The following is a 23,355-nucleotide window of genomic DNA, read 5'->3' as shown; positions in this document are numbered from 1 at the left end:
TGTTTTGTCATCTGTTCAGGCTGTCAGTTTTGTTGTCAAAATGTTTTGTGTTGGCCTTGTCCCAGTGGTGTTTCCATTTATTTTTTATGGAGGATCCAAGATGACATATCCAAGCTTAATACCAGGTAACAAAGGTAAAGAAGTCAGCGCCTTACAATCTTTATTAAACAAAGTTGGCGCTATGCTGAAAGTGGACGGTGATTATGGCCCAGGCACCACTGCTGCTATCCGTTATGCCCAGGATGTGGCCAAACAAGCGGTCACAGGCCTTGCCGATGCGAGGTTATGGGATTTTTTAGAAACCCAGCCCAAACCTTTTGCCTTGCTGGATACCAATGGGGTGGCTTTTATTGCCTTGGAAGAAACCGGTGGTTTGGCTTATTACCAGAAAATTACCCGTTTCCCACATTATCCGGGTGGGGAAAGTGGTATCACCCTGGGAGTGGGTTACGACTTACGTTTTAATAGCCTCGATGATTTTCACAAAGATTGGGGCGATTATTTGCCAGAGGCAACTTTGCAGGAACTTGCCAAAGATATTGGCAAAGAGGGCAACAAACAAAGGGCGGACAGCCTGAAAGAAATGGGCATTACGGTGCCATTTTATGCCGCCTGGCAAGTTTTTGTGCGTCAAACCTTACCTGGTTTTTATAAAAAAACCTTAGTGGCTTATCCATCCCTGGCCAGTTTGCCCGGGCTTTGTCCATCAGTGCTGGTCAGTCTGGTATATAACAGAGGGCCGGCGCTCAGTGGCAACAACAGAGAAGAAATGGCCAATATCCGCCGTATTCTGGATAAAGCAGAACAAGCCAGGCAACAAGGCAAAAATACGGTTGAAGTGAACCAGCTATTATTGGCGGTGGCCGACGAATTGCTGGAAATGAAAAAATACTGGCCAGTCACTTCTGGTTTGGTAAAAAGAAGGCAACAAGAAGCTAATTTATGGCGTGATAGTTTGACTTAAGATGCGTTCCACTCAAAAAGCAGGCCGGCAAGTTGCGGCCTGCCATTTTGAATCAATCACAATTAACCGCATTGTGCTGCAGGGTTCATCCAGAACAGCTCCCAGATATGGCCGTCAGCGTCACTCAGACTGCGGCTATACATAAAACCCAGATCCCTTGGCGGCATCACGTCAGTTGTGCCGCCTTTGTTGGCAACACGGCCGAGCATAGTATCAACCTCAATCTGACTGTTGCAGGTCAATGCCAACATCACTTCGCTGCAGTTGCTATCCGCAATGGGTTTGCTGGTAAAACTGCGCCATTTGTCTTGTGTTAATAACATCACATGAATGCTATCGCTCCACACCATACAGGCTGCAGTGTTGTCGGTATATTGTGGATTATTGTCAAAACCCAGCGCCTGATAAAACGCCATCGAAGCTTTTAGATCTTTGACTGGTAAGTTAATAAAAATCATCCTTTGTTGCTTGTTTGTCATCCTTAGGCTCCTGCTGGATAAACGAATATAAAATAAAGGTTGGCCCCGCAATCGGGATTTTTACTATGAATGATACCTGGTGCTTTTGCCAGTTCAGCCGGTTTTTTTGTGTTGGCCTGTCAGGCAACCTTTGACAATGCTGAAAGTTTTATTGTGTTTTGTCGTTTTGTGAGTGCTGGCAACAGCTAAATGTCGTTGCAGATATTGCAGATAACTGATGTCGGTTTGTTGTGCCTTTAATGCTTGTTCATAAGCCTGCAGATGCCGGGCTGCTGCCTTTTTGGCAAAGACGCTGTACAGCGGCAACAATTGATTTTCAAAAGGCAATATTTTCAGTTGCTTAGTTAAATCATAACGTTGCAGCTCATATTGCAATGAATACAGATCAGGTCCATAAAAAGCATCGGCACGTTTTTTCTGCAGCATTTCAACAGCGCGGGCCGGAATATTGTCGCCGGTTAAGATAATGGTGCGACCGGCAAAGTTGCCAGGTTGTGGTATCTGATAACCCTGTTGCCACAACACTATGCTGTAGTCAGGTCGCTGCATAAAACGTTGAATGTCGGTAGATAATTCAGAACGCACCGCCAGCGCAGGACTGGTGACAAAAAGTGGTGTTGCCGGGTACATCAACTGCTGCTGGCGTTCAGGTGTTTTTGCCAGGATTAAACCAATATCCAGTTGGTTATTGGCCAGTTGTTTGATTAAACGCGGCAGCGGCATAGCTTGATATTGCACTTTGTATTTCATCCTTGCTGCCAGCAAATCAAAATAACACAAGGCGGGGGCTCGCAGTTTTGCTGTGCTGTTGGTGTGGGGCGCAAGTTCAAAATAACCCACTGTTAAGCTTGGTTCTGCCGCTTTTGCGGCGACTGAGCAGCAGAAAAACAATAAAGCTGTATAACGCATTGCAGTTTTTGCATCATCAAATTGCTGTTTCAAGTGGCTAACTATAGCTAAGTTATTACGAATACTGATTATTTTATGGATGTTTCTGCGGGCGTTTTTAAGAATTTCTGCCTTTGTTTTAAGGCATGGGGTGCAGACATGCAGCGGCTGACGGGTGATTCAGCATCAATACCGATAACGCCATGGGGTGATGACCAAGCTGTCTGATAGCTTGGGTTTTCAGCTTGACGGGCAGTGAATGCCAACTATGGTGTATTAATCAAAGGGACTAGAGCCATAACAATGGAACAGTTGTATTTATTGTTATTTTGTTTTGTACCTCCTGGCCGGGCTGTTGCCCGGCCACAAATGACGGAGCTTTTGTGTGCTCTGGCTCTCCTCCGCCGGTGCGGCATTATTTTGCTGACCAGGGTGGCAGCACCTGATAGTCATCATGGCAAAAATCTGCAGAAATTTTTCGTTGTAACGCTGTTCACAAAACCAGTGCCGCAGCCGTGTCCCGGAAAAATCCGCCACTCAGACTATTGCAAAATGCCAGTTCAGTTCATGGTACTGAGCCTTTAGTCCTTTGCTAAATCTATGATGAAATGCTGGATTTCCCGAATATCTGACCAACAATACACCGCAGTTTAACAGCCGAAAGGAGGCGCAATAATGTTAACCCAAGCCGATGTCCTTATTGTTGCAGGCAGTGCCACTGAGGCGGCAGAGTTACAGTCTTTATTGGAGCCTGCCGGAGCTAAAGTTTGGCTGGCATATAGTGGCAGGGACGCACTGGAGATACTGCAACAGCGGCTCCCAACGGTGATTATCAGCGACATTGTGCTGCCGGTGATGACTGGTTATCAGCTGTGCCGGCAGATCAAACAATCTGCACTGACGAGCCAGGTGCCGGTGTTTCTGCTGACAAGGTTAGGCGATGCCGGCGAAGTGGTGCAAGTGCTGGCTTGTGGCGCTGACGACCTGATTGTGAAGCCTTTTGACCAAACCTATCTATTCTCCCGCATCCGCCACTTTTTGCATCATAAGCCTGCACCTCTGCATCAGAGCACTAAAACCAGTGTTACGCCTGGGCTGGATGCAGAGCTGGATATGATAAACGCCAGCCAGCAGCAGTTACTGAATTTGCTGATGTCAACTTATGTTCAGGCCGGATGGCTTTCTCAGCAAATCAGCAACCAGCCGTCACTGACGTCATCTGCCCCCTTATCAGAACCGTTGCCGGATGAAAACAAGGTTGTGCCTGACAGTAGTGCTATGTTGCGGCACGTATTGGATAATTTGCCTGTTGCAGTTTTGGTGGCGGATCAGGATGGCAACCTTGTGATCAGCAATCAGGAATATAACCGGCTGTCCGGTGGTGTTGTGCTTGAATGTCAGGAGCAGGGGAGGCTCCGACAGCAACATGGCCCGGATGGTCAATTATTGTCACCCGGTAACTGGTTGTTATATCAGACATTAAATCAGCAGAATTTATGTCGTAACCTGTTTCTTGATGTGCAAACAGAGCAGTACGGTGTAAGGACTTTACTCTGCTCAGCTGTGCCTTTTTTGGATAAAAAACAGAAAATTCAGGGTGTTATCGCAGTTATGCAAGACATGACTGAACAACGAAAACAGGATATTCAGATGCGTATCCGCACTCAGGCGATTGAAGCCAGTGTGAATGCTGTGATCATTACCGACAATAACGCTCCTGATCAGCCCATTATTTATGTAAACCCTGCTTTTGAACAAATGACGGGTTATAAAGCTACTGAAGTTATTGGGAAAAATTGCCGTTTTTTGCAAGGTTCCGCCCGTAATCAACCGGGCTTAGATGGGCTGCGCCGGGCAATTCAACATCAGGAAAAAGTCAAAGCAGAACTGCTGAATTACCGCAAAGACGGTTCGTCCTTCTGGAATGAACTGACTCTGGCTCCTGTGTTGGATGATCGCGGGGAAACCACGCATTTTGTCGGCATTTTGCGTGATATCACTGAAAATAAAAATTACCGGCAGGAGCTGGAGTATCAGGCCAACTACGACAGTTTAACCGGTTTACCAAACCGCAATCTGCTGAATGACAGGTTGCAGCAAGCTATTGCCCATGCAAAACGGAATCACCGGCAGTTTACCCTGGCTTTTCTGGATATTGACCACTTTAAAGTGATTAACGACAGTCTGGGCCATGAAGCCGGTGATGAACTGCTGCTACAAATTGCCGAACGTCTGGTGGCGAGGATGCGCGACACCGACACTGTCGCCCGTCTGGGGGGCGACGAGTTTGTCATTTTGCTGACGGATCCTATTGGTTTGGCCACCCATGTCAGGCGGCTGGAGAAGTTAAAACGTCAATTATTACATCCTGTCACTATTGCGCAGCAGGAAGTGGTGGTGAATTTTAGTATTGGTGTTTGCCGTTATCCGCTGGATGGTGATTCTTGTGTGACTTTATTGCGTAATGCCGACACTGCGATGTATGAAGCAAAGCAGCTGGGGCGTAATCGTATTTGTATGTTTAAGCCGGAAATGAACCAGATAGTGCAACAACGATTGCAAATGGAACAAGCCATACGTCAGGGTTTATTAAATAAAGAGTTTTTAGTTTATTACCAGCCACAGGCTGATTTAAATACTGGCCGGCTTTGTGGTCTGGAAGCTCTGGTGCGTTGGTCACATAACCGCCAGATGATTGCCCCCGGCGCTTTTATTTACATAGCCGAACAATCAGGATTAATTACCGAATTAGACTTTTATGTGTTTTCAACAGTATGTGGGCAAATAGCCCAGTGGCGGCAGGAGCTGCAGGATGTAGTGGTTGCCGTAAACTTTTCGGCGCTGAGTTTTATGGATGCCCAGTTTGTGGCCAGGGTGCGCGCTGCGTTGCAACAATTCCAGATAAGCCCAAGTTCAATCATTATTGAAATGACAGAAAGTACCTTGATGCATGATGCCGATGAGTCGTTGGTAAAAATGCAGGAACTCAAAGCTTTGGGTATTCAGTTTTCCATTGATGATTTTGGTACCGGTTATTCGTCTTTGGCTTATTTAAAACGTTTTCCTTTTAGTCAGCTGAAAATTGACGGTAGTTTTACCACTGATGTGCATACAGATCCGGAAAGTGCCGCTCTGGTCCGGTCGATGATTTCAATGGCGCACAATCTCGGCATCCGGGTGATTGCCGAAGGGGTGGAAAAAGTTGAGCAGCTGGGCTTTCTACTGAAAGCGGGTTGTGACGAAATCCAAGGATACTTTTATTCTGTACCTTTGCCGGCCGACAACTGTGCACAGCAGCTAAAACATAAACAACAACTGCAGTTACCGGCTGAACTTTATGCCAATGGCAGCCGCTGCCTGTTATTAGTTGATAGTGAAATGAACGTATTAAGTGCGTTAAAACGCGAACTGCGCCAGCAGAGTTATCAGCTGTTGTTGGCAGAATCTGCTGAGCAAGCTATTGATTATCTTGCCAAATTTAATGTAGATGTTGTGCTGACCGACCTTAGGTTAAACGACATGACAGGCATAGATTTTTTGCAAAAGGTTCGGGCTATGTATCCGGATGTTATCCGTATGGTGCTCAGTGCGACCACCGAAATCAGCGGTATTCTCAAAGCGGTGAACGAATGTGTTATTTACCGTTTTATTACCAAACCCTGGGAACCGGCAGAGTTAAAAGTGCAGGTAGCTGAAGCATTTAGATTAAGGGAGCTGCAATTAGAAAATCAACGGATGAAATTGCAGCTGCTTTCGCCTGACAAAACGCAGCATTAGCCGGTTAAGGCTGTTTGATCGGCAACCATATTTTAAAACTGCTGCCGACGCCCGGTTCTGAGCGGACTTCAATCACACCATGATGACGGTCGATGATGTTTTTACATAGTGCCAGCCCAAGACCTGTGCCTTTGCCAACAGCTTTGGTGGTAAAAAAAGGTTCAAATATTTTGTCTAAATGTTGTGCTGTTATACCAGAACCAGTGTCTTGTACTTCAATCCAGATCCTGTCCGCTTCGGTGCCGGTACGGATATAAATGTCGCCCTGTTCGGTGATGGCCTGACCGGCATTCACCAACAAATTCAGCACCACTTGATATAACTGTGACGGAATACATTCAATCAGCGGCAGCGGGGCAAGTTCTTGATGAATGGTGACTTTATACTTCAGGTCGTTATGCACAATCCTGATACTGGAGCGAATGCCGGTCTGAATATCGGCAAGTTGAAAATGCAGTTCATCGCTGTGTGACAGATCTTTAAGTGCGGCTATCTGTGACAATACCTGCTCCAGACCAAAGCCCGACTCTTTGAGCAAAGAGTGAATATCCGCACTGATATAATCAAAATCAAACTCAGCTTTAATGGCCGCTGCCTGTTCTTTATCGCCAGCTTCGGACAAGGCTTCAATGGTTTTAATTAAGTCGCTGGCGTAGTCAGACAAAGTCTGCATATTGGAATAAACATAACCAACCGGGTTGTTGATTTCATGCGTGATACTGGTCGTTAACTGGCCTATCACAGCCATTTTTTCCGAGTGGTACAACAATTGTTGCATATGATCGTTTTTTTTCTGCAGGCTTTGTTGTTCATTATCCCGTTGAAATACCAGACAAAAGCCGCTGAAGTCCTGCTGCGATATCGAAAAGATCTGATAATAAAATGCACCTTGTTGTTGCAGCTGTACCGGACCCTGCCGCTGGCTGCCGTTGTTATTCTGTAATGGCAGCTGTAGCTGAGGCAGTAGCTCAGTTACCCGCTGTCCCTGATAAGATTCAGAAAACTGCGGTGAAACAAAACGTATGATGCCGCTTTGGTCCACCACCAGCAGAGCCGGATAGATTTGCTGTAACACTGTGCTCAGGGCAAAATCCATTATGTTCATAAAGACACCTGATATTCCTTTATAGGCCTGAATTTGTGAGGGCTATTGTTATATAGACAATCTATTCATATTCTGAGCAACGATGGACTGAGCCTAAACAGCTGTCGATGAGGCTTATCAGCTCAGCTTTGGTGCAAGGTTTATGGAGCACTTTATCTACCACGCCTGAGCTGATGAGCTGCTCAGTCAGCACCTCGTTGCTGCCACTTAATAAAATTCGTTTTACATGTCTGAACTTATCAGCAAGCCCAAGGTAAAACTCTTCACCTGTACCTTCAGTTAAATAATAGTCGCAAAGTATCAGCTGTACCGGATATAAATCCAATAACTGGGCAGCTTCAACTGTGGTGGTGCAGAATAAACAACGCCATTGTGACTGCCGGAACATACGCCGGTATGCATTCAACAAAAATATTTCGTCGTCGATAAACAACAACAGGGGTTTGTCGTCATTTTGCATGAGCTGAACTGCCTTCAGGCGCCAAAAGATGCTGGTCCAGTTCTTTTAGCGTATCTAACCAGATTTTTTCAAACAGGGTATAGGTGCGTCTTGCTTCGAGCATATCTTTGGCTCTGAGCTGGTGTTCAAGCACTTTGCAAACCCTCGACATTTTTTCCGCTCCCACCATAGCTGCCATGGTTTTCAGGCTGTGAAAGTGACGGGTGACATCTTCGGTTGCACCTGATCCCCATAAGGATTCCACCTGCGATACATAACCCAGCGCTTCGGCTTTAAACTGCTGTAGCGTTTCCAGAATGAGTTGTGGGTCTGATTCACCATAAATCATGGTGACAGCTTCAATAGTCAGCAGTGGCAGTTTGGATACAGGGGACAAAGTTCTGGGTTTAATCATTATGGTCTGACTCATCAACTGAGCGCACAAAAGGCCTGTTGATGGTTTGTACCCACCAGTTAGACAATCGTTTTAAATGGGGGTGTACCTGCGTCTGATATCTGGGGTTTATTTTTGCAAGATCTTGCCCCAAATCGCTGAGCTTACCCACTCTGTCATTAAAAAATGACCAGAACACGCCTTGGTTATAACTGGTGTTTTGGATTTTTTTGCCGACAAATAACAAATAATCAATGGCGTCACAAATGCGTTTTAATTCTGCCGCCAGGGCAATAGGTTTGCTTTGTTTTAATGACAGGTTGTAAAAAGAATTAATACGTTGTGCCAGGATCAGCATACGACGGTCCAACTGATGAAAGCCCGTTGTTGAATTTTCCGGCCACATCACCAACACCTGCGGTTCTGCTTCGCTGTTGTCTTCATGCAACTGCAAAGGCGCTTTTGCTTCGGGTGCAGGTACGGTCCGTATGATGGCGACATGGCTTTTGTAGTTTTCCGCCGAAGGGGTGGCTTCTGCTGTTTTGGCTTCTTTCTTTTCAGGCACATACACAATATTTTTATAGTAATCCGGATCGCGGATTTGTTTTTCATTTTGTAAATGAAACAGTACCTTCTTCTTTAAACCGTCAGCAGATAAAGGTTTGGCTAAGAAGTCGTTGACGTCGTAACTCAGACTCTCCAGCACCATATCTTTGTAGGTATTGCCTGAAAACATCAACACCGGAATGTCATGTGGATTATTCAGCGCGCCACAACGTAATCTTTTTAGCAGTTCCAGACCATTTGGCGCTTTCATTTCGATATCTGTGATCAGCATATCAATGGTTTCACTGGCGAGAATGTCTATCGCAGTGCGTCCATCCGTTGCTTTATGCACTTTACAATTTTTAATGGTGCTGATGACTTTATATAAAAAATCGCACATCAGGATAACGTCATCTACAACCAGAATATGGAAGGTTCGGGCGGATATCAATGCAACACTCCTTTGTCTTGAGGCCTGGTCCCTCAGTGACAGCATTCAGCCACTTGTGGAGAATTTTAGACCGGGAACCGTCGCCTTGCCTGCTTTGAAGTCAGTTTGTCGTGATTTTCTGTTGTTGTTTGTGTTCCCGCAGCTGGAACTGGGTTTGGCGCTGCAAATTTATCACGCTGTAAATTTACTCTGACAATAACGCCGGTATTGTCATCAGCTGCGTTGAACAAACTGTTATTCGTCCTGTTCCCACAACTCGTCGTCGCTGGCCCAGAGTTGCAGTAACTGTGCCTGCCGGGCCAGTTGTTTGGCTTGTTGTGTCACTTCACCATTCAGCAGCGGGGGGCCTTGCCAGGTTTGTCCTTTGGCAGCAGCTGCAGCCAGTTGTGCCCATTTTTTTGCAAAAGCAGCCATGGCGTCTCTGGGTTCGGTGATATCTGTGGCCGGTAGATGGTCAAAAGGCACCGGCTGAGGCTGGCTACCGCTGCTATCGCCGGCCAGAATCCAAAAACCAACATAACCCGGGTCAGCTGCATCTTCCACCGCCCAAAGTGCCACATAAGGCGCAGCAAACCATTCAGGACTGTCGCAAATAATGCCATGCGGCAATTGTTGTTGTTTGACGTAAGTTTCTATTGCTGTCAGTTGACTGTCACACCAGGCCCAGTCTTGTGCATCATCAAAGTCCATATTTATCCGCCTGATAAAAAAGCAGTTATTGTCGCTGGCTGCATCGCGCAGGACAAGCCCTGTGGCCGTTATTCTGGCAGTGCCTGCAATTGCGGCTGATTGGCCAGCTGTTGGTATAACTGCAGATGGCCGTCAGACAGCTTCAGTTGATTAACCTGAATAAGATAATGCTGCGCTTGTGGATAATCCTGTAGCTGCGAAAAAATTTCGGCTAGCCGCAGTTTATGTATCGCGGTGAGGATAAGATTATTTTCTGTCTGCAAGTAAGGCAAAGATGCGAGATAGTTGTCACGCGCCAGCTCAAGCTGGCCAAGCAGCTGCACTGTGCGGGCAAAATTACCATAAGCGACAATAATTTTGCCGTTATGGCCAAGCTCAAGTGCTGCCTTTAGCGCCAGTTGTCGCTCCGACGCTGCTTTTGCCAATTCGCCGGCAGCGTGGCTTAATAAAGCTTTATTGGAATTTAATTCAAATCTGAATAACGGATCTTTGCTTTTGGCAAAACGTTGTTCTGTGTAAGTTAAAATCTCTCTGGCTTTGTCGTTTGCCCCCAGCTGATGTTGCAGGTTGGCAAGTTCCAGTAAGCGAAAAGGCTCGCCGAACATCTGATAAATCTGTTCCAGGCCTGCCATGGCTTTATTGGCATACAATAAGGCCTCATCATGTTTTTTCTGTTGATTCAGTACCTTGGCGTAATAAAAATACAGCTGCACCGCAAAGCTTTGCGGCAGTCGCTCTTTGTTTAATAAAGGTTCTATGCGGTGCTGCAGCTCAGTAAATTTGTGATGATCAAATAAATAATCCAGCTGGTAAGCAGTGATTTTGTACCAGGGGGCCGAATAAGGTGTTGCTGCTGCCAGTTGTTGTTGTAAATGCAGTTCACAGCTGATGCTTTTGTTCTGCGCGCAGAAGCTTTCATGATCGCTCATATTTTCGGAGCAGTAGCCAGCAGTGCTGTATAACAAGAACATAAGATAAAAAATACGCATCAAAAAACTCAACAGCAAAATGGCCATGCTGTGGTGCAGTATGGCCTGACGGAGGGCATCAGCTAAATATGCCTGCAGCCTCTTGTGGTGGCAACAACGAAACAGTGGTGATGAGGGTGCTGGCTATATCAACACCGCTTCTTTTGTACTGTCAGCCTTGGTGCGTTATTTTTGTTGCCTGTGCAGGTCAAGCGACTGTTTTTGCATAGCAGCCCGCTGCAACAGCTGATCAAGCGCCGCCCTGTCATACACTTTTCCTTTATAAATCAACGAATCAAGGCGGCGGGTTGCTGCTATATCCTGCAAAGGGTTGGCACTGAGTAACAGTAAATCTGCCTTTTTACCTGCAGCGACCGAACCATAATATTGCCCTTGTCCCATAAAACGTGCGCCATTTATCGTTGCAGCACGCAGAATATCTGCACTTTGCATCCCAGCCTGCTGCCACAACAGCAGTTCATCGTGTAAAGCTTGTGCAGGATAAACATAGGTATTCAGCGCCGCCGAATCACTGCCGGCCAATAAAGTTACACCTGCTTGTTGCAACAACGGTAGCTGGGACGCTATCAATTGTTCTTTTTGTTGTCTGGTAAGCTGTTGGGCCGGTGTTTCACCGGCCATACGATCAATCCGCCATTGATAATTGCTGATAAAGTCTTTGGTGAGATAGGTTAAAAACACATCATGGCTGTGATCGGTGTGGTGCAACATGGCCAGTTGTTGACCGCCAATCAGCGTCGGCGTTACCGCAACACCGGCTTTGGCAAGTCTGGCGTAACCTTTGAGTGCCTGTTGCTGATTAAAACCTTGTTGATAATGTACAGCGGCAGCCGCTGGGCTGAGTTGACCTGCTCTGACTTTTGCAGCAACGGCTGCTTCGTCGGCAAAACCCAGTCGTAACAGGTAAGAAGCGTGTTCAATACTGCTTAATCCGGCACTGGCCAGTTCGTCAATGCTCAAAGCATAAGGCACATGAGCTGACACCTGCAGGCCGCGTTTTTGCGCTTCCCGTACTGTGCTGAGATAGAGCTCAGGCTGCATGGTGTTTTCGGTAATTTTTATAAAGTCGACTTTTTGCGCCTGCAGTTGGTCCATACCTGCAAGCATTTCTGCCTGGCTGCCTACTTCCAGATCACCGTCCCATAATGAATTGATACCTTCAAATTTCTGACCTGCAGTAAAAATACGTGGGCCGAGCAGCCGGCCCGCTGCAATTTCATCACGCCAGCGCAACACCACAGGTGCCAGATTACTGGCCGCCTCGCGCACTGCGGTAATGCCATATGCCAGATAGAGTGGCAGTAATAACGCATTGTCTTGCTCCAGTGTTCTGCCTTCAAAATGCACATGCATATCCCACAAAGCGGGGGTCAGATAATGGCCACGGCCATCCAGTTGTGGCAGTTCGCTGTAAAGAGACAGTTGACGTTCCGGCACTATGGCAAGGATCTGCTCACCCGCAAGCAGCACCAGCTGATGCTCGATAAGCTCAGCTTTTTCGACATCCACCAGACGAACATTGTGAATCACTAAGGTTACGCCTGACAAAGCTGAAGCGGGACCAGCCTGGGGCTTGTCTGCCAAAGGGGGGTGAACAACATTGCTGCAGGCAACAAGCTGCAAACTGAATAATGCCGGCAACAAGCGGTGCCTGATGGTTTTTTTGGTCATGACATGCTCTTGTTTATTGTATTTTGGCAGCATGACATAAAGCAGGGACATATGACCAAGTAACAAAACCGCATTTTCAGGGGCTTGGTCTCATTGTTGGGAATATTAAATACAAAATTTGGTGCCTGGGGTCGGACTCGAACCGACACGCTGTTTCCAGCGGCGGATTTTGAATGAACTTCGAGTATGTTGGATTTGCTATCAATTCAATAGCTTACCTAACATTTTTTTGTTGCCTTTCTCATTCCTTTACAAAATGAGAGGGTAACACTCGGAGTTTAACCATGTCAAAAGTCCTTGAGAAACATCAGCTTACACCAACTTTGCAGATATATAAACAAAGTAATTGTTACAACTGGATCGCCCGCCTCAATATCAATAAAAACCACTTTTCCCGCACCACCAAAACCCGTGACCTAAAGGAGGCTATAGCCAAGGCCCATCGTATTTATATCGAGTACGAGATTCGCTACGAGACCAATAACTTCGTGGTAGAAACCAAAAGGTTCTCATACGTTGCGGACAGAGTGATTCAGCAAATGCAGCAAGCTTTGTTGGCTGGCACTGGCAAAGTGATCTACGACGATTATATTGGTGCCCTTCGCAAATACCATATCCCATTTTTTGCCAATACCCATGTCACAAGAATTGATGACGACCAACTTACTGCGTTTGACCAGTGGCGTGTTGCGCAGCTTGGCCGTATCCCTGCTAAATCCACAATTCAAAACCATAACTCAGCGCTGCAAATGGTGTTTGACTATGCCGTGAAAAAGAAATGGATGCTGGTTAGCCAAGTGCCAACACTGGAGAACAATGGCGCTGGTGGTCAGCGAAGAGCAGCCTTTAACATTGATGAATACATCAAGGTCAGAGAAAAGGTCGAAGAAATGATGCATGAAGGCCGCAAGGGAAAATCCCAGCAAATACGGGAACTTCTGCTGGACTATATGGACTTCGCTATCCTCACTGGCATGAGGCCAGGTTCTGAAATGGATAACCTTACATGGGCAGACATGCACATAGAACGGGATGCAGAGCGCTGCCGTTTCTATGTGACAGTGCGTAAGGGTAAAACCACCAAGTACACTGGTACGCGAGAGATCGTCTGCAAAGAGGCCATAGTAAAGGTGCTACAACGCCTAAGCCACCGCTTTCCTAACAGGCATAAGGATGATCGTTTATTCAGGCTAGCAGACGGATCTTCAGTAAAAGAAATGCCGCGCCATTTCGATAAAGCCCTTGAATTAACTCAACTAAAGAATTCCCAACAGGGGGAAAGAAGTTTATATTCATTACGTCACAGCTATATTACTTGGGAGCTAATGGCTCAGAATGTCAGTATAGATGTGATAGCCCGTCAATGTGGTACGGGTATCCAGATGATTGAGCAGCATTACAGCCATGTCATTCCCAGAATGTTTGGCCGTGAACTCTCAGGTGTGGCGCTCGAAACCAAGAAGCTGGTGAATAAACAGTTTTCAGAGGTGGAGTATGACGAGCTGTTGCACCATCAGGTTGATCGCTGGGCACAAAACTACAAGCTGCGAGGATTCATTTAATAAGGAGTAGTTGGTGGGCGATCTGCAGAAAATAGTCATTATTGACGGCCTCTACATTTTCACCCAGAAAAACTCCTCGAGGTGGTATGCCCGATTTAAGGCTGGCAAAGAGCATATCACCTTCTCCACTGGCGAATCAGACTTAGAAGCCGCAAAAAAGAAAGCATTGGCCGAGTACTTTAGCCGAAAAGACGGTGGGCAAAAGTTTTCCGAAATCGCCAATTTAGTGATCAAAGACCTCGAAGCTGATATAGCAATTGGCAAATCGGTTAAAAACAACCAAATATACATTGGCATCCTGAAAAACTATCACCTCGCATATTTTGCTGATAAACGTATCAGTAAAATCACCCAAGCTGATATGGATAGTTTTTCAGCTTGGCGTACAACAAAGTTTGGCAAAGAGCTATCTAAGTCATCGATTCAAAATCACAATGCAGTACTAAGTAAAGTTTACGATAAAGCTTTGCGACAAGGCCAAATCACCAAGTACGATATTCCAGAGTTTGATACCCAAGGCAAACGGCAAGAACGCCGCTCATCTTTTAGTTTTGAAGAATATAAAAAAATTTCCCACTACATCTTGGATGATATGGCGAACACCAAGAACAAAACCAGCCGAATGCTACTTGAACTCCTATATGACTATATCGACTTTGTGGTAGCCACAGGTATGCGCCCAGGTACAGAAGTGGAAAATGTGCGGTGGAAGGATATCAGTTTTAAGTTGGTGGATGGAGTACCAGAAATCACTGTTGCTGTTACTAAGGGAAAGACAACACTTTATACCGGAACCAGACAAGTTGTTGTACGAAGTGACTTTGTTGCCAATTTAGCAGACCTTGTTGCTCGCTTCCCTAACAGGCAAGCCGAAGACTATGTTTTCAGGCTAGCTGACGGATCTGAACCAAAAAGCTTGAGTCGAAAATTCTCAGACATACTCAAAGAACTGAAACTGAAAAATGACTCGTATGGCGAACGAACGCTGTACTCATTACGCCACTCCTACATCACGTGGAACCTTAAAAACAAAGGCGACATCGCGGCATTAGCCAAGCAATGTGGCACCAGCATTGAGATGATTGACCGCAACTACAGTCACCTGTTGCCGTCAATGTTCCGGCAAGAGTTTAGCGGTGTTGCCTATGAGCAAAAAGAGCCAGACTCATTGAAACGACGCGAAGTTAGCAAAAAGGCTAAAGAGCGCAATATCAGGGATTATGGGTGGCTTGCGAAAAACTTTGATGAGCGGAAATTTGTTTAGGTTAGTTAGTACAGTTCCAAAATGCTAAAACAGATCTGTAATTTTAAATTGGCCAGCGATCATCCGAAGTAAATATGTTTCCCGCACGATAGACAGCCCCATGTGTTCAGGCTTTGTTTGCAGTATGCGTTCATTATGGCGTATGGCTCCATGAATATTAAGCCAGCACACCTGCATGCCATTTTGTATTTCGTAGTGCTCGAAATTGGGTTGCCCAAGCTCTGACGCAATCTCACAAACGTAGCAGTACGACAGCATTCTGAGAACATCTATATTGTCTTTATACCAAGGGCGAAACTCTTCAAAAAGTCCAAAAGGCGCCACGATCTTTACATTTTTTGCGCCAGTTTCTTCGATAAGCTCCCGCACCAGAGCAGACTCCAGATCTTCACCTTTCTCTACGCCTCCGCCAGGTAAACTGTAGTCATCGTACCTTTTGGTATATAACACTAAAATATCCGAGCCTCTTAGCACAATGGCACGTGTAGCCACTCGCTCACCTAGCCGATGTTCAGGGGTTGGCGTAATGTGTTTCAATGAATGCAGTAACCGCATGGTTGTCTCCACTGAAAATTCAAAATTTTCGCTTCATAGTGATGTTGAAAGGGCCAGTTGTCTGGCCCTTGAGGTGTTAACGCAGGATCAATAATGAACACTTGGCATGGCTTAACATCGCCGTTGTGGTGCTGCCGACAATAAATTGCCGGATACGGGAATGGCCGTATGCGCCCATCACCATCAAATCAATATCGTGTTGTTGCTGATACTGATGCAGCACCGTTTCAGGTTCACCCGCGACAATAGCGACTGTTGTGCTAAAGCCAGCCTTGCGCAGAATACTAGCCGCTTGTTCCATCTGTATTCTGGTCGCATCTACATCAGCGCCTGCCATCACCAAATGCACAGGCAAACCTTTGACTAAAGGACTTCCGGCAAGCATTTCTAAGCCTTTTAAGGCTGTCGCGCTACCATCATAAGCCAGCATTACTCGCTGAGGTTCCTTGTACTTCTGTTGGGTCAATAGCACTGGTTTATGAACGTTCCGGATCAAAGGTTCAACCTGTAAACCCAGTCGGCCATGCGCGTCGGCGCTACTTGCTCCGCGTTTTCCCATCACCAGTAAACGGGTTTCTTCTTCAAGCTCTACCGCAGTTTCTACAAAGTCACCATGACGTAAGCGCTCTTCAACCTGTTCAAACCCTGCGGATGCTGCTCGAGCACGAGCGGCGTCGAGCATTATTCGGCCTCGCTCTAACGCCAGTTTACCGCGCTCCGCATCCAGTTGAGCCAGCTTTTCCATCAAGGCTTCCTGTGCGCCAAGCCCGATACTACCGCTTAAATCGCTTGTATCCTGTTGTTGTGCTTTGCTCAATACATGCAGCACCGACATAGTCACATTAAGGCGTTTGGCAGCCCAAGTTGCATAATCACATACGGCTTCTGCGTAAGGGGATGAGTCAATACAGGCTATTACTTTTTTAGTCATTTTTTGTACTCCCGTTAGTGTCCCATCAGCCGTTCTATAGCATCAGGCTGATTGTGTACTGCAAATTTGTCTACCAGAGTGGCGCTAGCTTCATTGAGGCCAAGCAACTCAACATCTGTACCTTCACGACGGAATTTAATCACTACTTTGTCTAATGAACTGATAGCGGTAATGTCCCAGAAATGAGCGCGACTCAAATCAATTTGCACAGATTCAATAGCTTCCTTGAAATCAAAGGAGTCAACAAATTGCTCAGCTGAACTGAAAAATACCTGACCCACAACTTTGTAGGTTCTGTGTTTTTCATTGCTGCTCAGTTCTGAACCCACATAAAGGATTTGTCCGACTTTGTTAGCAAAGAATATTGCACTTAAAATCACGCCAACCAACACACCCCAAGCGAGGTTGTGAGTGGCGACAACAACGATCACTGTTGCAGCCATGACGATGCTTGAACTGACTGGATTCTTTTTCAAATCCTTCACCGAACTCCAACTGAACGTGCCGATAGATACCATGATCATTACGGCAACCAAAGCCGCCATCGGGATCATGCCAACCCACGCATCCAGAAAGACCACCATCACTAACAAGAGGAAGCCAGCGAGCAATGCAGATAGACGAGTGCGGCCACCTGATTTGACGTTGATAATTGACTGACCAATCATGGCACAGCCAGCCATACCACCAATTAAACCTGAACCAATATTGGCGATCCCCTGGCCCACACATTCTTTGTTTTTGTTACTTTTGGTGTCTGTCAGATCGTCAACAATCGTTGCGGTCATCAGCGACTCAAGAATACCTACAACGGCCAATGCCATAGACGTAGGAAAGATAATCATCAGGGTTTCAAAGTTTAGTGGTACTTCAGGCCATAAGAAAATCGGCAGGCTATCCGGCAATTCCCCCATATCCGACACGGTACGGACATCTAAGCCGAAATAAAGCGCGACCAGAGTCACAACCACAATACAGACCAACGGCGATGGCACAGCTTTTGTCACATAAGGGAATAAATAGATAATACCTAAACCTAAAGCGGTTAACCCATAAACAGTGACGGAACCGTATTCACCGGATAGCTCCGGTAACTGAGCAAGGAAAATCAGGATGGCCAACGCATTCACAAAACCTGTGACTACAGATCTGGATACAAACCGCATGAGATTACCTAACTTCAGGAAACCAAATACAATTTGAATGACACCCGTAAGCAGTGTGGCGGCAAGCAGATATTGCAAGCCATGCTCTTTAACCAGAACAACCATCAACAGCGCCATAGCGCCAGTCGCAGCTGAAATCATGCCGGGGCGAGCACCAGTAAAAGAGATAAGAACACAGATGGCGAAGGAGGCATATAAACCCACTTTAGGGTCAACGCCTGCAATGATAGAGAAAGCGATAGCCTCAGGGATAAGGGCTAAAGCGACAACGATGGCAGCTAAGACATCTCCTTTTATATTGGAGAGCCAGTGCTGCTTAATAGTTTTAAGCATAAAACATCCATTAAGTTTTAGAAATCCGATATGAACCAGCAAAACACCACAGGTATTGCATTAAAAGTTTGCACGCATGGTTCAAACCTAACTTTATTTTGCAAATCTGTTTTGTGTTGTTCGCTAATTACACCGGCTAATCCTCTTGGCTTGTTTTTTGCTATTGTTTAAAATTCGGGCGGCATTCTAGCGGTTTAGGCTGCTAAAGGCCAGTAAAAGTTTAAACATGAGCTATTTTGACAGGCTTTGTATATTGGATTCATCTGTAGAAGCCCAAAGTAGGCTAGCCGATTGCTAACAGCTTTGCATACTATGAACAGCTAAAAAATTTCGAGTCATCTGCATTGCAGATTTTAGAGTGAGCAAAGTAATTGTGAAAAAAGCACTTTAATAGTTATTAACGTGCGTTTTGTGGCCCATTTCAGCACAAAATCGCTGATTAACATGCGTTCTGGCTACAACTGTCATTAACGTGCGTTTTATCCACTGCAATCTGCATTAAAGTGCATTTAGTCATTGCTGACGAATTAAGTACTCTCGAATGCATTTAAGAATAGCATCAGCTCGCTCAGGCGGTAGGTACTTAAATAGGCAATCTTCCATAAATTCTTGTGGCTAAATTTATGCTTAACAAACGGCTCTGCGGTTGGTAAAAGCGGAGGTGGAGCAAGAGACTTTAGCAGTCCGACAGCAGCCGTTCGTTAAGCAGAATTTCCTGACGCCCTATTCTGACTAATCATCTTCTTCAGATGACGGATCGCTAACATCTATCTTCCAGTCTCCGATGCTCACGCTACCGACATACCGATATGGATCACCTTGATCTTGGTTAAAGCGCGCGGTAAATCCGTTTTTGTTTAACTCTGTAATCGCTCTGTTATTGGGTTCACCTGCTGGGTTCCTGACATACTCCCTAAGAACTTCCTCTGCACGATCTACCTTTTCTTGGTTTTCATCAGACAAGTATTTGTAGACTGAAGGTGAGTTTAACGGGTCTCCTTCGTTATCAGCATCAGGGCGCTCAATCCCCTCTACTTCCTTTAATGCTTGGCGTACGTCATCAATTGTCGTCGGTTTAAACATGATGTGCTCCTATGCGTTAAAAGGTTTCACTGCGTTCAAAGCTTAACCCTCATTCGGCGGTTCACCCGTATTTAAACACGGGGTAACCTGTCTTTGTAAATGTAATGTTCTGAACATTACATCGCTTCTTTAAAAGTTACAATAACTTATAGGTACAGCTGGTAATTCTGTAATCGACAAATAAGGGTTAACTCGTCTAACAGTTATCAGCGGCATCTAGATGTGAACTGGATATAAACACGTTAGAAGATATAAGTGTCCGCTTTTGTCACAAATTCTGCCCAAGCATAGACTTATCTTACCTTTGGTAAAGCACTCCAACGGGTAGTAAATGCAGGCGATAGTAGCTCACGTTTCATTCCCCAGGACTGCTTGGAGCCTTTGCTTGCGAAGTACAGAGAGTTTGGCATTTGCTCATTGATTTGGTCCATCAGCCCCATTAATACGGAGTTACCCCGCACAGTGTCGCTGGTAGCGAATAAGTCTTGCTGGCATACGCCATGGGCATAGAAGTCTGAAAGCATGACTCCAGCCTTGGCATACCGAAAACCGTCCTTCCAAATACCATCCAGTAGCTTACTGGCTACATGCAAAAAATCGCGGGTATCGTCGGATGGGTAGTTTAGTTCTGCACTTCGGCTGTTTGAGTAGTATGGATCTATCTGGTGATCGCTAAAGGGGCTGGTTCTTAAAAAGACACTGATACGTTTCGCCTGGCATCGCTCTTGTCTTAGCTTTTTACAGGCCCTATGCACGTACTCTGATATTGCTTCGTGCATTGTAGCCAGTTCTGTTACTCGTTCGCCAAAGGCTCTTGAACTGACAATCTCTTTCTTCGTGGGTGGTATGTCTTCAAGCTCAATACAAGATTCACCGTTTAGCTCCATCACAGTACGCTCGACCACGACTGAAAATTGCTGGCGTATCATCTTTGTGGGTGCATCGGCTAAATCCAGCACCGTATAAATGCCCATATCCTCTAGCCGCTTGCTCAGTCGCCCACCAATACCCCACACCTCATTGACAGGCAATAAGGCCATTAGCTTGCGTTGCCGCTCCTTACTGGTTAAATCTACCACACCACCCGTTTTAGGCCACGACTTAGCTCCATGGTTAGCTAGCTTTGCTAAAGTCTTTGTTGGAGCTATGCCCACACAAACACTAATCCCTATCCACCGCTGAACACGCTGGCGAATTTGATGGCCATATTCTGTTAGGTTGACTGCACTGGCCACCCCTGATAAATCCAGAAAAGCCTCATCAATGCTATACACCTCAACAGCCGGAGCCATTTCTTCTAAAGTGCGCATCACCCGAGCGGACATATCGGCATAAAGTGCATAGTTGGACGAAAAAGCCACCACATTGTTTTTCTCTAGCAGCTCCCTGATTTGAAATACTGGTACACCCATTTTGATGCCCATAGCCTTGGCTTCTTTTGAGCGAGCCACTACACAACCATCGTTGTTCGACAGCACCACCACAGCACGATTAGCCAAATCAGGGCGGAACAGCTTTTCGCATGATGCATAGAAGTTGTTGCAGTCCACCAAGGCAAAGACACGACTCATACTACTGGGCTCGTTTTGAACGGGTCATCTGCCTGACGATGTTGGTAACTACACCGAATAGCGCCAACTCAGCATCATCAGTAAAGGTGATAGGTGGGTAGGCTTTATTGCGCGGGATCAGCTGCACTGTAGGAGTCAAAGCCAGCTCTTTCACAGTAAACTCACCATTGACCTGAGCAATCACAATATCGCCATGCTGCGGTGTGACCGAACGGTCTACCACCAGAATATCGTCAGGATGAATACCCGCCTCAATCATCGAATCCCCTTCTACCCGCACAAAGTACGTAGCGGCAGGTCGCTTAATGCAAAGCTCGTTTAAGTCCAGTGTTTGTTCCACATAGTCCTGTGCAGGCGAAGGGAAGCCAGCAGGGATTTTGCTCTGGTATAAGGGAATGCTGTAGTGGGTGGTAGGTTCTGCGAACCCGATAAACTGAATTGTCACAGCACCAAAATGCTGTATATAAATACAGTCAATGATCGCTGATTTTTACGGAATGTCAATGGAGGTTGTTGTGCTTTAGAGAAAGCGAAGGCCGCCAACATTCACTTTGCCTCTTCCTGCCAGAAGACAAAGGCTAACGCTGACGACCCGCACTCATTGATATTATTCAGATATTTCTAAACTAAGCAACAACTCGAATTCAACGATCATTCATCCGGTTGTAGATAAAATTCATTGCCTATAGGATCAGGCTGGCTTGGTTTTTTTACTTCATATCCCGTCAGGCCAACACACAAATGAGGTTTTAGCAGAGGTCTAAATTCAGCTATATCTGTGCTTGGTGACAGCCAGGCATCGTAATAGTCTTCTGGCAATATTAAGGGGGATGCTTTTGTATGGTAGGCCATTAACTTTGGGTGGGGTGGCAATGTGATGACTGAAGAGCTGTATACCACCTCACCTGTAGTCTGATGCACCCACTCCCGATATAAGCCACCCAATGCCATACCAGCTTCAGCAGTAAAGTCATGGTATATAGGCTTGCCATTAACCTGCTCAGTTTCACCAAAGCCCTTTGCCGGAATAATACAGCGCTGGTGCCGAAAACTCTGATAACCAGCAGAACGGGGAACATCAAGCTTGTCATATCGCGTATTGAAGCTGGTATAGGAAGAAGGTTTAAACCCTGTAGCAGTTTGATCTAACAGCAACCACCAGACCGCATCCTGTAATACCCGCCCATGCTGCTTTTCCAAGACAATAGAGATAGTGCTGGCTGCTCTGACAAAACGGCCTGTTCTTAGTGCTTTGCCTTCAAAGGTAATCCCCAGCTGCCCACAGAGATCGATTACTTCAGGGCAGTCGATAACATTTAACCGTCCACACATATGCCAATACCATGATGGTTAATCTGCTTACAACTCTAGCGATAGGGACGACATTTACAAGGCCTGATTCCTTTCGTTTATGCGCTGTTGTGCTTTAATTCTATGTAAACGAATTGTATAGGCCGTTAAGGAATGACAACTATCGAAACCGAGGAAGAAGTATTTATAGGCTATCTTAAGCAATGGCAGGAAACAGGACGAAGTCTTGTAACCCTGCCTACCATCGCAAAAAACAAATTAGAACTAAAACTGGCTATAGTCAGTATCGATAACACCAAACTAATAACCCTCAATAAGACATTCTATTCGTATGGGTCTGTCATGGGCTATTACGGACAGCTTTTAGATCAATTAACCGATGAATCAGATTGAGTGCTTTCCATGCATAGGTGGAAGCACATATCAATTCTCAATAGATTCAGAGTTAATATCAAAAACTAACTCAAGGACGCCATCAACGTCTTCGAAATCTTCACATAGCTTAGCGAATATACTGTCTCCAGATTTTTTCTTATCACAAGTACCATACAGTGCAGAGCCTCTTTCTGATGCCACTATTGTCAGCCATTTTTTCGCACGGGTGAATGCCACATAGGTATTGCATAGCTCTTCTTTTATAGAGCCTAGTCTGAAACTTGAAAACAAAGGATCAATTACATAACAGTTTTCAGCCTCCAGCCCTTTACTGCCATGGTAAGTCATTGCCTCAACGCCTACATTTTCCAACTGCGAGCTCGCAGTTGCCAGCGCCTTTTTGACACTCTTTTTATGGACGTTATAGCGACAAAGTATCAAACAACTGGCAGCAGGGTTAGCCAATTGAGTCGCTTTGATATCCTCGATAATCCACGCTACGGCTGATTTTAAGTCCCTCTCTTGTCGGTAACGTGGCAAGGGACCACTGGCACACTGAGCCTTCGACTGGCTGTAGTTTCTGTTTATCTTGCTTCTCAAATGATTAGCTAGTGTGACTAACTCAGGAGTAGAACGGTAGTTTTTGACTAACTGAAAGACCACAGCGTCTTTAAGCAACCTTGTAAACTTACTCAGCTTCTTATCGTTGGCACCACGAAAACCATACATCGATTGGGCAGGATCACCAACACAGAAGATCTTGCTTCCAGCTTTGTGCAATAGTTCAAGAATGGACCACTGAACAGAGTTA

Annotated in this window: 22 protein-coding genes; 5 read left to right on the top strand and 17 right to left on the bottom strand. The window is 45.9% G+C overall.

Annotated elements, in window-relative coordinates; all coding sequences use genetic code 11:
- Positions 1-100 precede the first annotated feature (100 nt).
- On the top strand, positions 101-964 hold the full coding sequence (locus RCH83_RS17235) for a peptidoglycan-binding protein (RefSeq protein WP_306524054.1): 864 nt from the start codon (positions 101-103) through the stop codon (positions 962-964).
- A 62-nt stretch (positions 965-1,026) separates the two neighbouring features.
- On the opposite strand, the gene RCH83_RS17230 is transcribed toward RCH83_RS17235, so the two are convergent.
- Entirely contained in the window at positions 1,027-1,443 is a 417-nt protein-coding gene (locus RCH83_RS17230) for a VOC family protein (RefSeq protein ID WP_306524052.1), read from the bottom strand.
- Between the two features lie 93 nt (positions 1,444-1,536).
- Positions 1,537-2,352 (bottom strand): ABC transporter substrate-binding protein, encoded by an 816-nt coding sequence (locus RCH83_RS17225; protein ID WP_306524050.1) that lies wholly within the window; start codon positions 2,350-2,352, stop codon positions 1,537-1,539.
- A 654-nt stretch (positions 2,353-3,006) separates the two neighbouring features.
- Here RCH83_RS17225 and RCH83_RS17220 point away from each other — a divergent pair.
- Positions 3,007-6,108, top strand: a complete 3,102-nt coding sequence (locus RCH83_RS17220) for an EAL domain-containing protein (RefSeq protein ID WP_306524048.1) — start codon at positions 3,007-3,009, stop codon at positions 6,106-6,108.
- Between the two features lie 4 nt (positions 6,109-6,112).
- Here the strand turns inward: RCH83_RS17220 and RCH83_RS17215 are convergent, their stop codons facing one another.
- The 7 genes from RCH83_RS17215 to RCH83_RS17185 all read right to left on the bottom strand — a co-directional run bounded on the left by RCH83_RS17215 (position 6,113) and on the right by RCH83_RS17185 (position 12,252).
- Positions 6,113-7,213 (bottom strand): sensor histidine kinase, encoded by a 1,101-nt coding sequence (locus tag RCH83_RS17215; RefSeq protein WP_306524046.1) that lies wholly within the window; start codon positions 7,211-7,213, stop codon positions 6,113-6,115.
- Between the two features lie 61 nt (positions 7,214-7,274).
- On the bottom strand, positions 7,275-7,673 hold the full coding sequence (locus tag RCH83_RS17210) for a response regulator (protein WP_306524043.1): 399 nt from the start codon (positions 7,671-7,673) through the stop codon (positions 7,275-7,277).
- Positions 7,663-8,067 (bottom strand): Hpt domain-containing protein, encoded by a 405-nt coding sequence (locus tag RCH83_RS17205; RefSeq protein ID WP_306524041.1) that lies wholly within the window; start codon positions 8,065-8,067, stop codon positions 7,663-7,665. Before RCH83_RS17205 ends, RCH83_RS17210 begins: the two co-directional genes overlap by 11 nt.
- On the bottom strand, positions 8,060-9,043 hold the full coding sequence (locus RCH83_RS17200; protein WP_306524039.1) for a response regulator: 984 nt from the start codon (positions 9,041-9,043) through the stop codon (positions 8,060-8,062). The genes RCH83_RS17205 and RCH83_RS17200 overlap by 8 nt, the downstream gene beginning before the upstream one ends.
- 234 nt (positions 9,044-9,277) lie before the next feature.
- Complete coding sequence (locus tag RCH83_RS17195) at positions 9,278-9,733, bottom strand: DUF4826 family protein (protein ID WP_306524036.1); 456 nt, start codon at positions 9,731-9,733, stop codon at positions 9,278-9,280.
- Positions 9,734-9,801: 68 nt separating this feature from the next.
- Entirely contained in the window at positions 9,802-10,662 is an 861-nt protein-coding gene (locus tag RCH83_RS17190; protein ID WP_306524034.1) for a hypothetical protein, read from the bottom strand.
- A gap of 225 nt (positions 10,663-10,887) precedes the next feature.
- Positions 10,888-12,252 carry an amidohydrolase family protein gene (locus tag RCH83_RS17185; protein ID WP_306524032.1) on the bottom strand — a complete coding sequence of 455 codons (1,365 nt, stop codon included), beginning with the start codon at positions 12,250-12,252 and terminating at the stop codon, positions 10,888-10,890.
- A 425-nt stretch (positions 12,253-12,677) separates the two neighbouring features.
- Between RCH83_RS17185 and RCH83_RS17180 the strand changes: the two genes are divergently transcribed.
- Complete coding sequence (locus RCH83_RS17180; protein WP_306524030.1) at positions 12,678-13,955, top strand: site-specific integrase; 1,278 nt, start codon at positions 12,678-12,680, stop codon at positions 13,953-13,955.
- Between the two features lie 13 nt (positions 13,956-13,968).
- On the top strand, positions 13,969-15,219 hold the full coding sequence (locus tag RCH83_RS17175) for a tyrosine-type recombinase/integrase (protein WP_306524028.1): 1,251 nt from the start codon (positions 13,969-13,971) through the stop codon (positions 15,217-15,219).
- A 24-nt stretch (positions 15,220-15,243) separates the two neighbouring features.
- On the opposite strand, the gene RCH83_RS17170 is transcribed toward RCH83_RS17175, so the two are convergent.
- The 7 genes from RCH83_RS17170 to RCH83_RS17140 form a co-directional block, all read right to left on the bottom strand.
- Positions 15,244-15,774, bottom strand: a complete 531-nt coding sequence (locus tag RCH83_RS17170; protein ID WP_306524026.1) for an NUDIX hydrolase — start codon at positions 15,772-15,774, stop codon at positions 15,244-15,246.
- 76 nt (positions 15,775-15,850) lie between these two features.
- Positions 15,851-16,705, bottom strand: a complete 855-nt coding sequence (locus RCH83_RS17165) for a universal stress protein (protein ID WP_306524024.1) — start codon at positions 16,703-16,705, stop codon at positions 15,851-15,853.
- 14 nt (positions 16,706-16,719) lie between these two features.
- The gene (locus RCH83_RS17160) at positions 16,720-18,204 is read right to left on the bottom strand and encodes a SulP family inorganic anion transporter (protein WP_306524023.1); all 1,485 of its coding nucleotides are present in this window, start codon (positions 18,202-18,204) and stop codon (positions 16,720-16,722) included.
- A 732-nt stretch (positions 18,205-18,936) separates the two neighbouring features.
- Positions 18,937-19,287 (bottom strand): hypothetical protein, encoded by a 351-nt coding sequence (locus RCH83_RS17155; protein ID WP_306524021.1) that lies wholly within the window; start codon positions 19,285-19,287, stop codon positions 18,937-18,939.
- Positions 19,288-19,580: 293 nt separating this feature from the next.
- Positions 19,581-20,858: a translesion error-prone DNA polymerase V subunit UmuC gene (gene umuC, locus RCH83_RS17150; RefSeq protein ID WP_306524019.1), complete on the bottom strand. Its 1,278-nt coding sequence runs from the start codon at positions 20,856-20,858 to the stop codon at positions 19,581-19,583.
- Between the two features lies 1 nt (position 20,859).
- Positions 20,860-21,303 (bottom strand): translesion error-prone DNA polymerase V autoproteolytic subunit, encoded by a 444-nt coding sequence (gene umuD, locus RCH83_RS17145; protein WP_127684655.1) that lies wholly within the window; start codon positions 21,301-21,303, stop codon positions 20,860-20,862.
- Positions 21,304-21,509: 206 nt separating this feature from the next.
- Positions 21,510-22,190 (bottom strand): SOS response-associated peptidase family protein, encoded by a 681-nt coding sequence (locus tag RCH83_RS17140; RefSeq protein WP_306524017.1) that lies wholly within the window; start codon positions 22,188-22,190, stop codon positions 21,510-21,512.
- A 132-nt stretch (positions 22,191-22,322) separates the two neighbouring features.
- On the opposite strand from RCH83_RS17140, the gene RCH83_RS17135 reads away from it, so the two are divergent.
- On the top strand, positions 22,323-22,562 hold the full coding sequence (locus tag RCH83_RS17135) for a hypothetical protein (protein WP_306524016.1): 240 nt from the start codon (positions 22,323-22,325) through the stop codon (positions 22,560-22,562).
- Positions 22,563-22,592: 30 nt separating this feature from the next.
- Here the strand turns inward: RCH83_RS17135 and RCH83_RS17130 are convergent.
- Positions 22,593-23,355 (bottom strand): 3'-5' exonuclease (locus RCH83_RS17130; RefSeq protein ID WP_306524015.1); only part of this gene is annotated, 763 nt, incomplete at its 5' end.

This window comes from Rheinheimera sp., assembly GCF_030824435.1.
GTDB lineage: Bacteria > Pseudomonadota > Gammaproteobacteria > Enterobacterales > Alteromonadaceae > Pararheinheimera.
The sequence above is the reverse complement of the archived record's forward strand: the minus strand, read 5'-3'. Positions and strand labels throughout refer to the sequence as shown.

What these genes read in the sequence shown, in the direction of transcription:
- RCH83_RS17235 (WP_306524054.1), top strand. Translation starts at nt 101, where the DNA reads ATGACATATCCAAGCTTAATACCAGGTAACAAAGGTAAAGAAGTCAGC.
- RCH83_RS17230 (WP_306524052.1), bottom strand. Translation starts at nt 1,443, where the DNA reads ATGACAAACAAGCAACAAAGGATGATTTTTATTAACTTACCAGTCAAA.
- RCH83_RS17225 (WP_306524050.1), bottom strand. Translation starts at nt 2,352, where the DNA reads ATGCGTTATACAGCTTTATTGTTTTTCTGCTGCTCAGTCGCCGCAAAA.
- RCH83_RS17220 (WP_306524048.1), top strand. Translation starts at nt 3,007, where the DNA reads ATGTTAACCCAAGCCGATGTCCTTATTGTTGCAGGCAGTGCCACTGAG.
- RCH83_RS17215 (WP_306524046.1), bottom strand. Translation starts at nt 7,213, where the DNA reads ATGAACATAATGGATTTTGCCCTGAGCACAGTGTTACAGCAAATCTAT.
- RCH83_RS17210 (WP_306524043.1), bottom strand. Translation starts at nt 7,673, where the DNA reads ATGCAAAATGACGACAAACCCCTGTTGTTGTTTATCGACGACGAAATA.
- RCH83_RS17205 (WP_306524041.1), bottom strand. Translation starts at nt 8,067, where the DNA reads ATGATTAAACCCAGAACTTTGTCCCCTGTATCCAAACTGCCACTGCTG.
- RCH83_RS17195 (WP_306524036.1), bottom strand. Translation starts at nt 9,733, where the DNA reads ATGGACTTTGATGATGCACAAGACTGGGCCTGGTGTGACAGTCAACTG.
- RCH83_RS17190 (WP_306524034.1), bottom strand. Translation starts at nt 10,662, where the DNA reads ATGAGCGATCATGAAAGCTTCTGCGCGCAGAACAAAAGCATCAGCTGT.
- RCH83_RS17180 (WP_306524030.1), top strand. Translation starts at nt 12,678, where the DNA reads ATGTCAAAAGTCCTTGAGAAACATCAGCTTACACCAACTTTGCAGATA.
- RCH83_RS17170 (WP_306524026.1), bottom strand. Translation starts at nt 15,774, where the DNA reads ATGCGGTTACTGCATTCATTGAAACACATTACGCCAACCCCTGAACAT.
- RCH83_RS17165 (WP_306524024.1), bottom strand. Translation starts at nt 16,705, where the DNA reads ATGACTAAAAAAGTAATAGCCTGTATTGACTCATCCCCTTACGCAGAA.
- RCH83_RS17160 (WP_306524023.1), bottom strand. Translation starts at nt 18,204, where the DNA reads ATGCTTAAAACTATTAAGCAGCACTGGCTCTCCAATATAAAAGGAGAT.
- RCH83_RS17155 (WP_306524021.1), bottom strand. Translation starts at nt 19,287, where the DNA reads ATGTTTAAACCGACGACAATTGATGACGTACGCCAAGCATTAAAGGAA.
- umuC (WP_306524019.1), bottom strand. Translation starts at nt 20,858, where the DNA reads ATGAGTCGTGTCTTTGCCTTGGTGGACTGCAACAACTTCTATGCATCA.
- RCH83_RS17140 (WP_306524017.1), bottom strand. Translation starts at nt 22,190, where the DNA reads ATGTGTGGACGGTTAAATGTTATCGACTGCCCTGAAGTAATCGATCTC.
- RCH83_RS17135 (WP_306524016.1), top strand. Translation starts at nt 22,323, where the DNA reads ATGACAACTATCGAAACCGAGGAAGAAGTATTTATAGGCTATCTTAAG.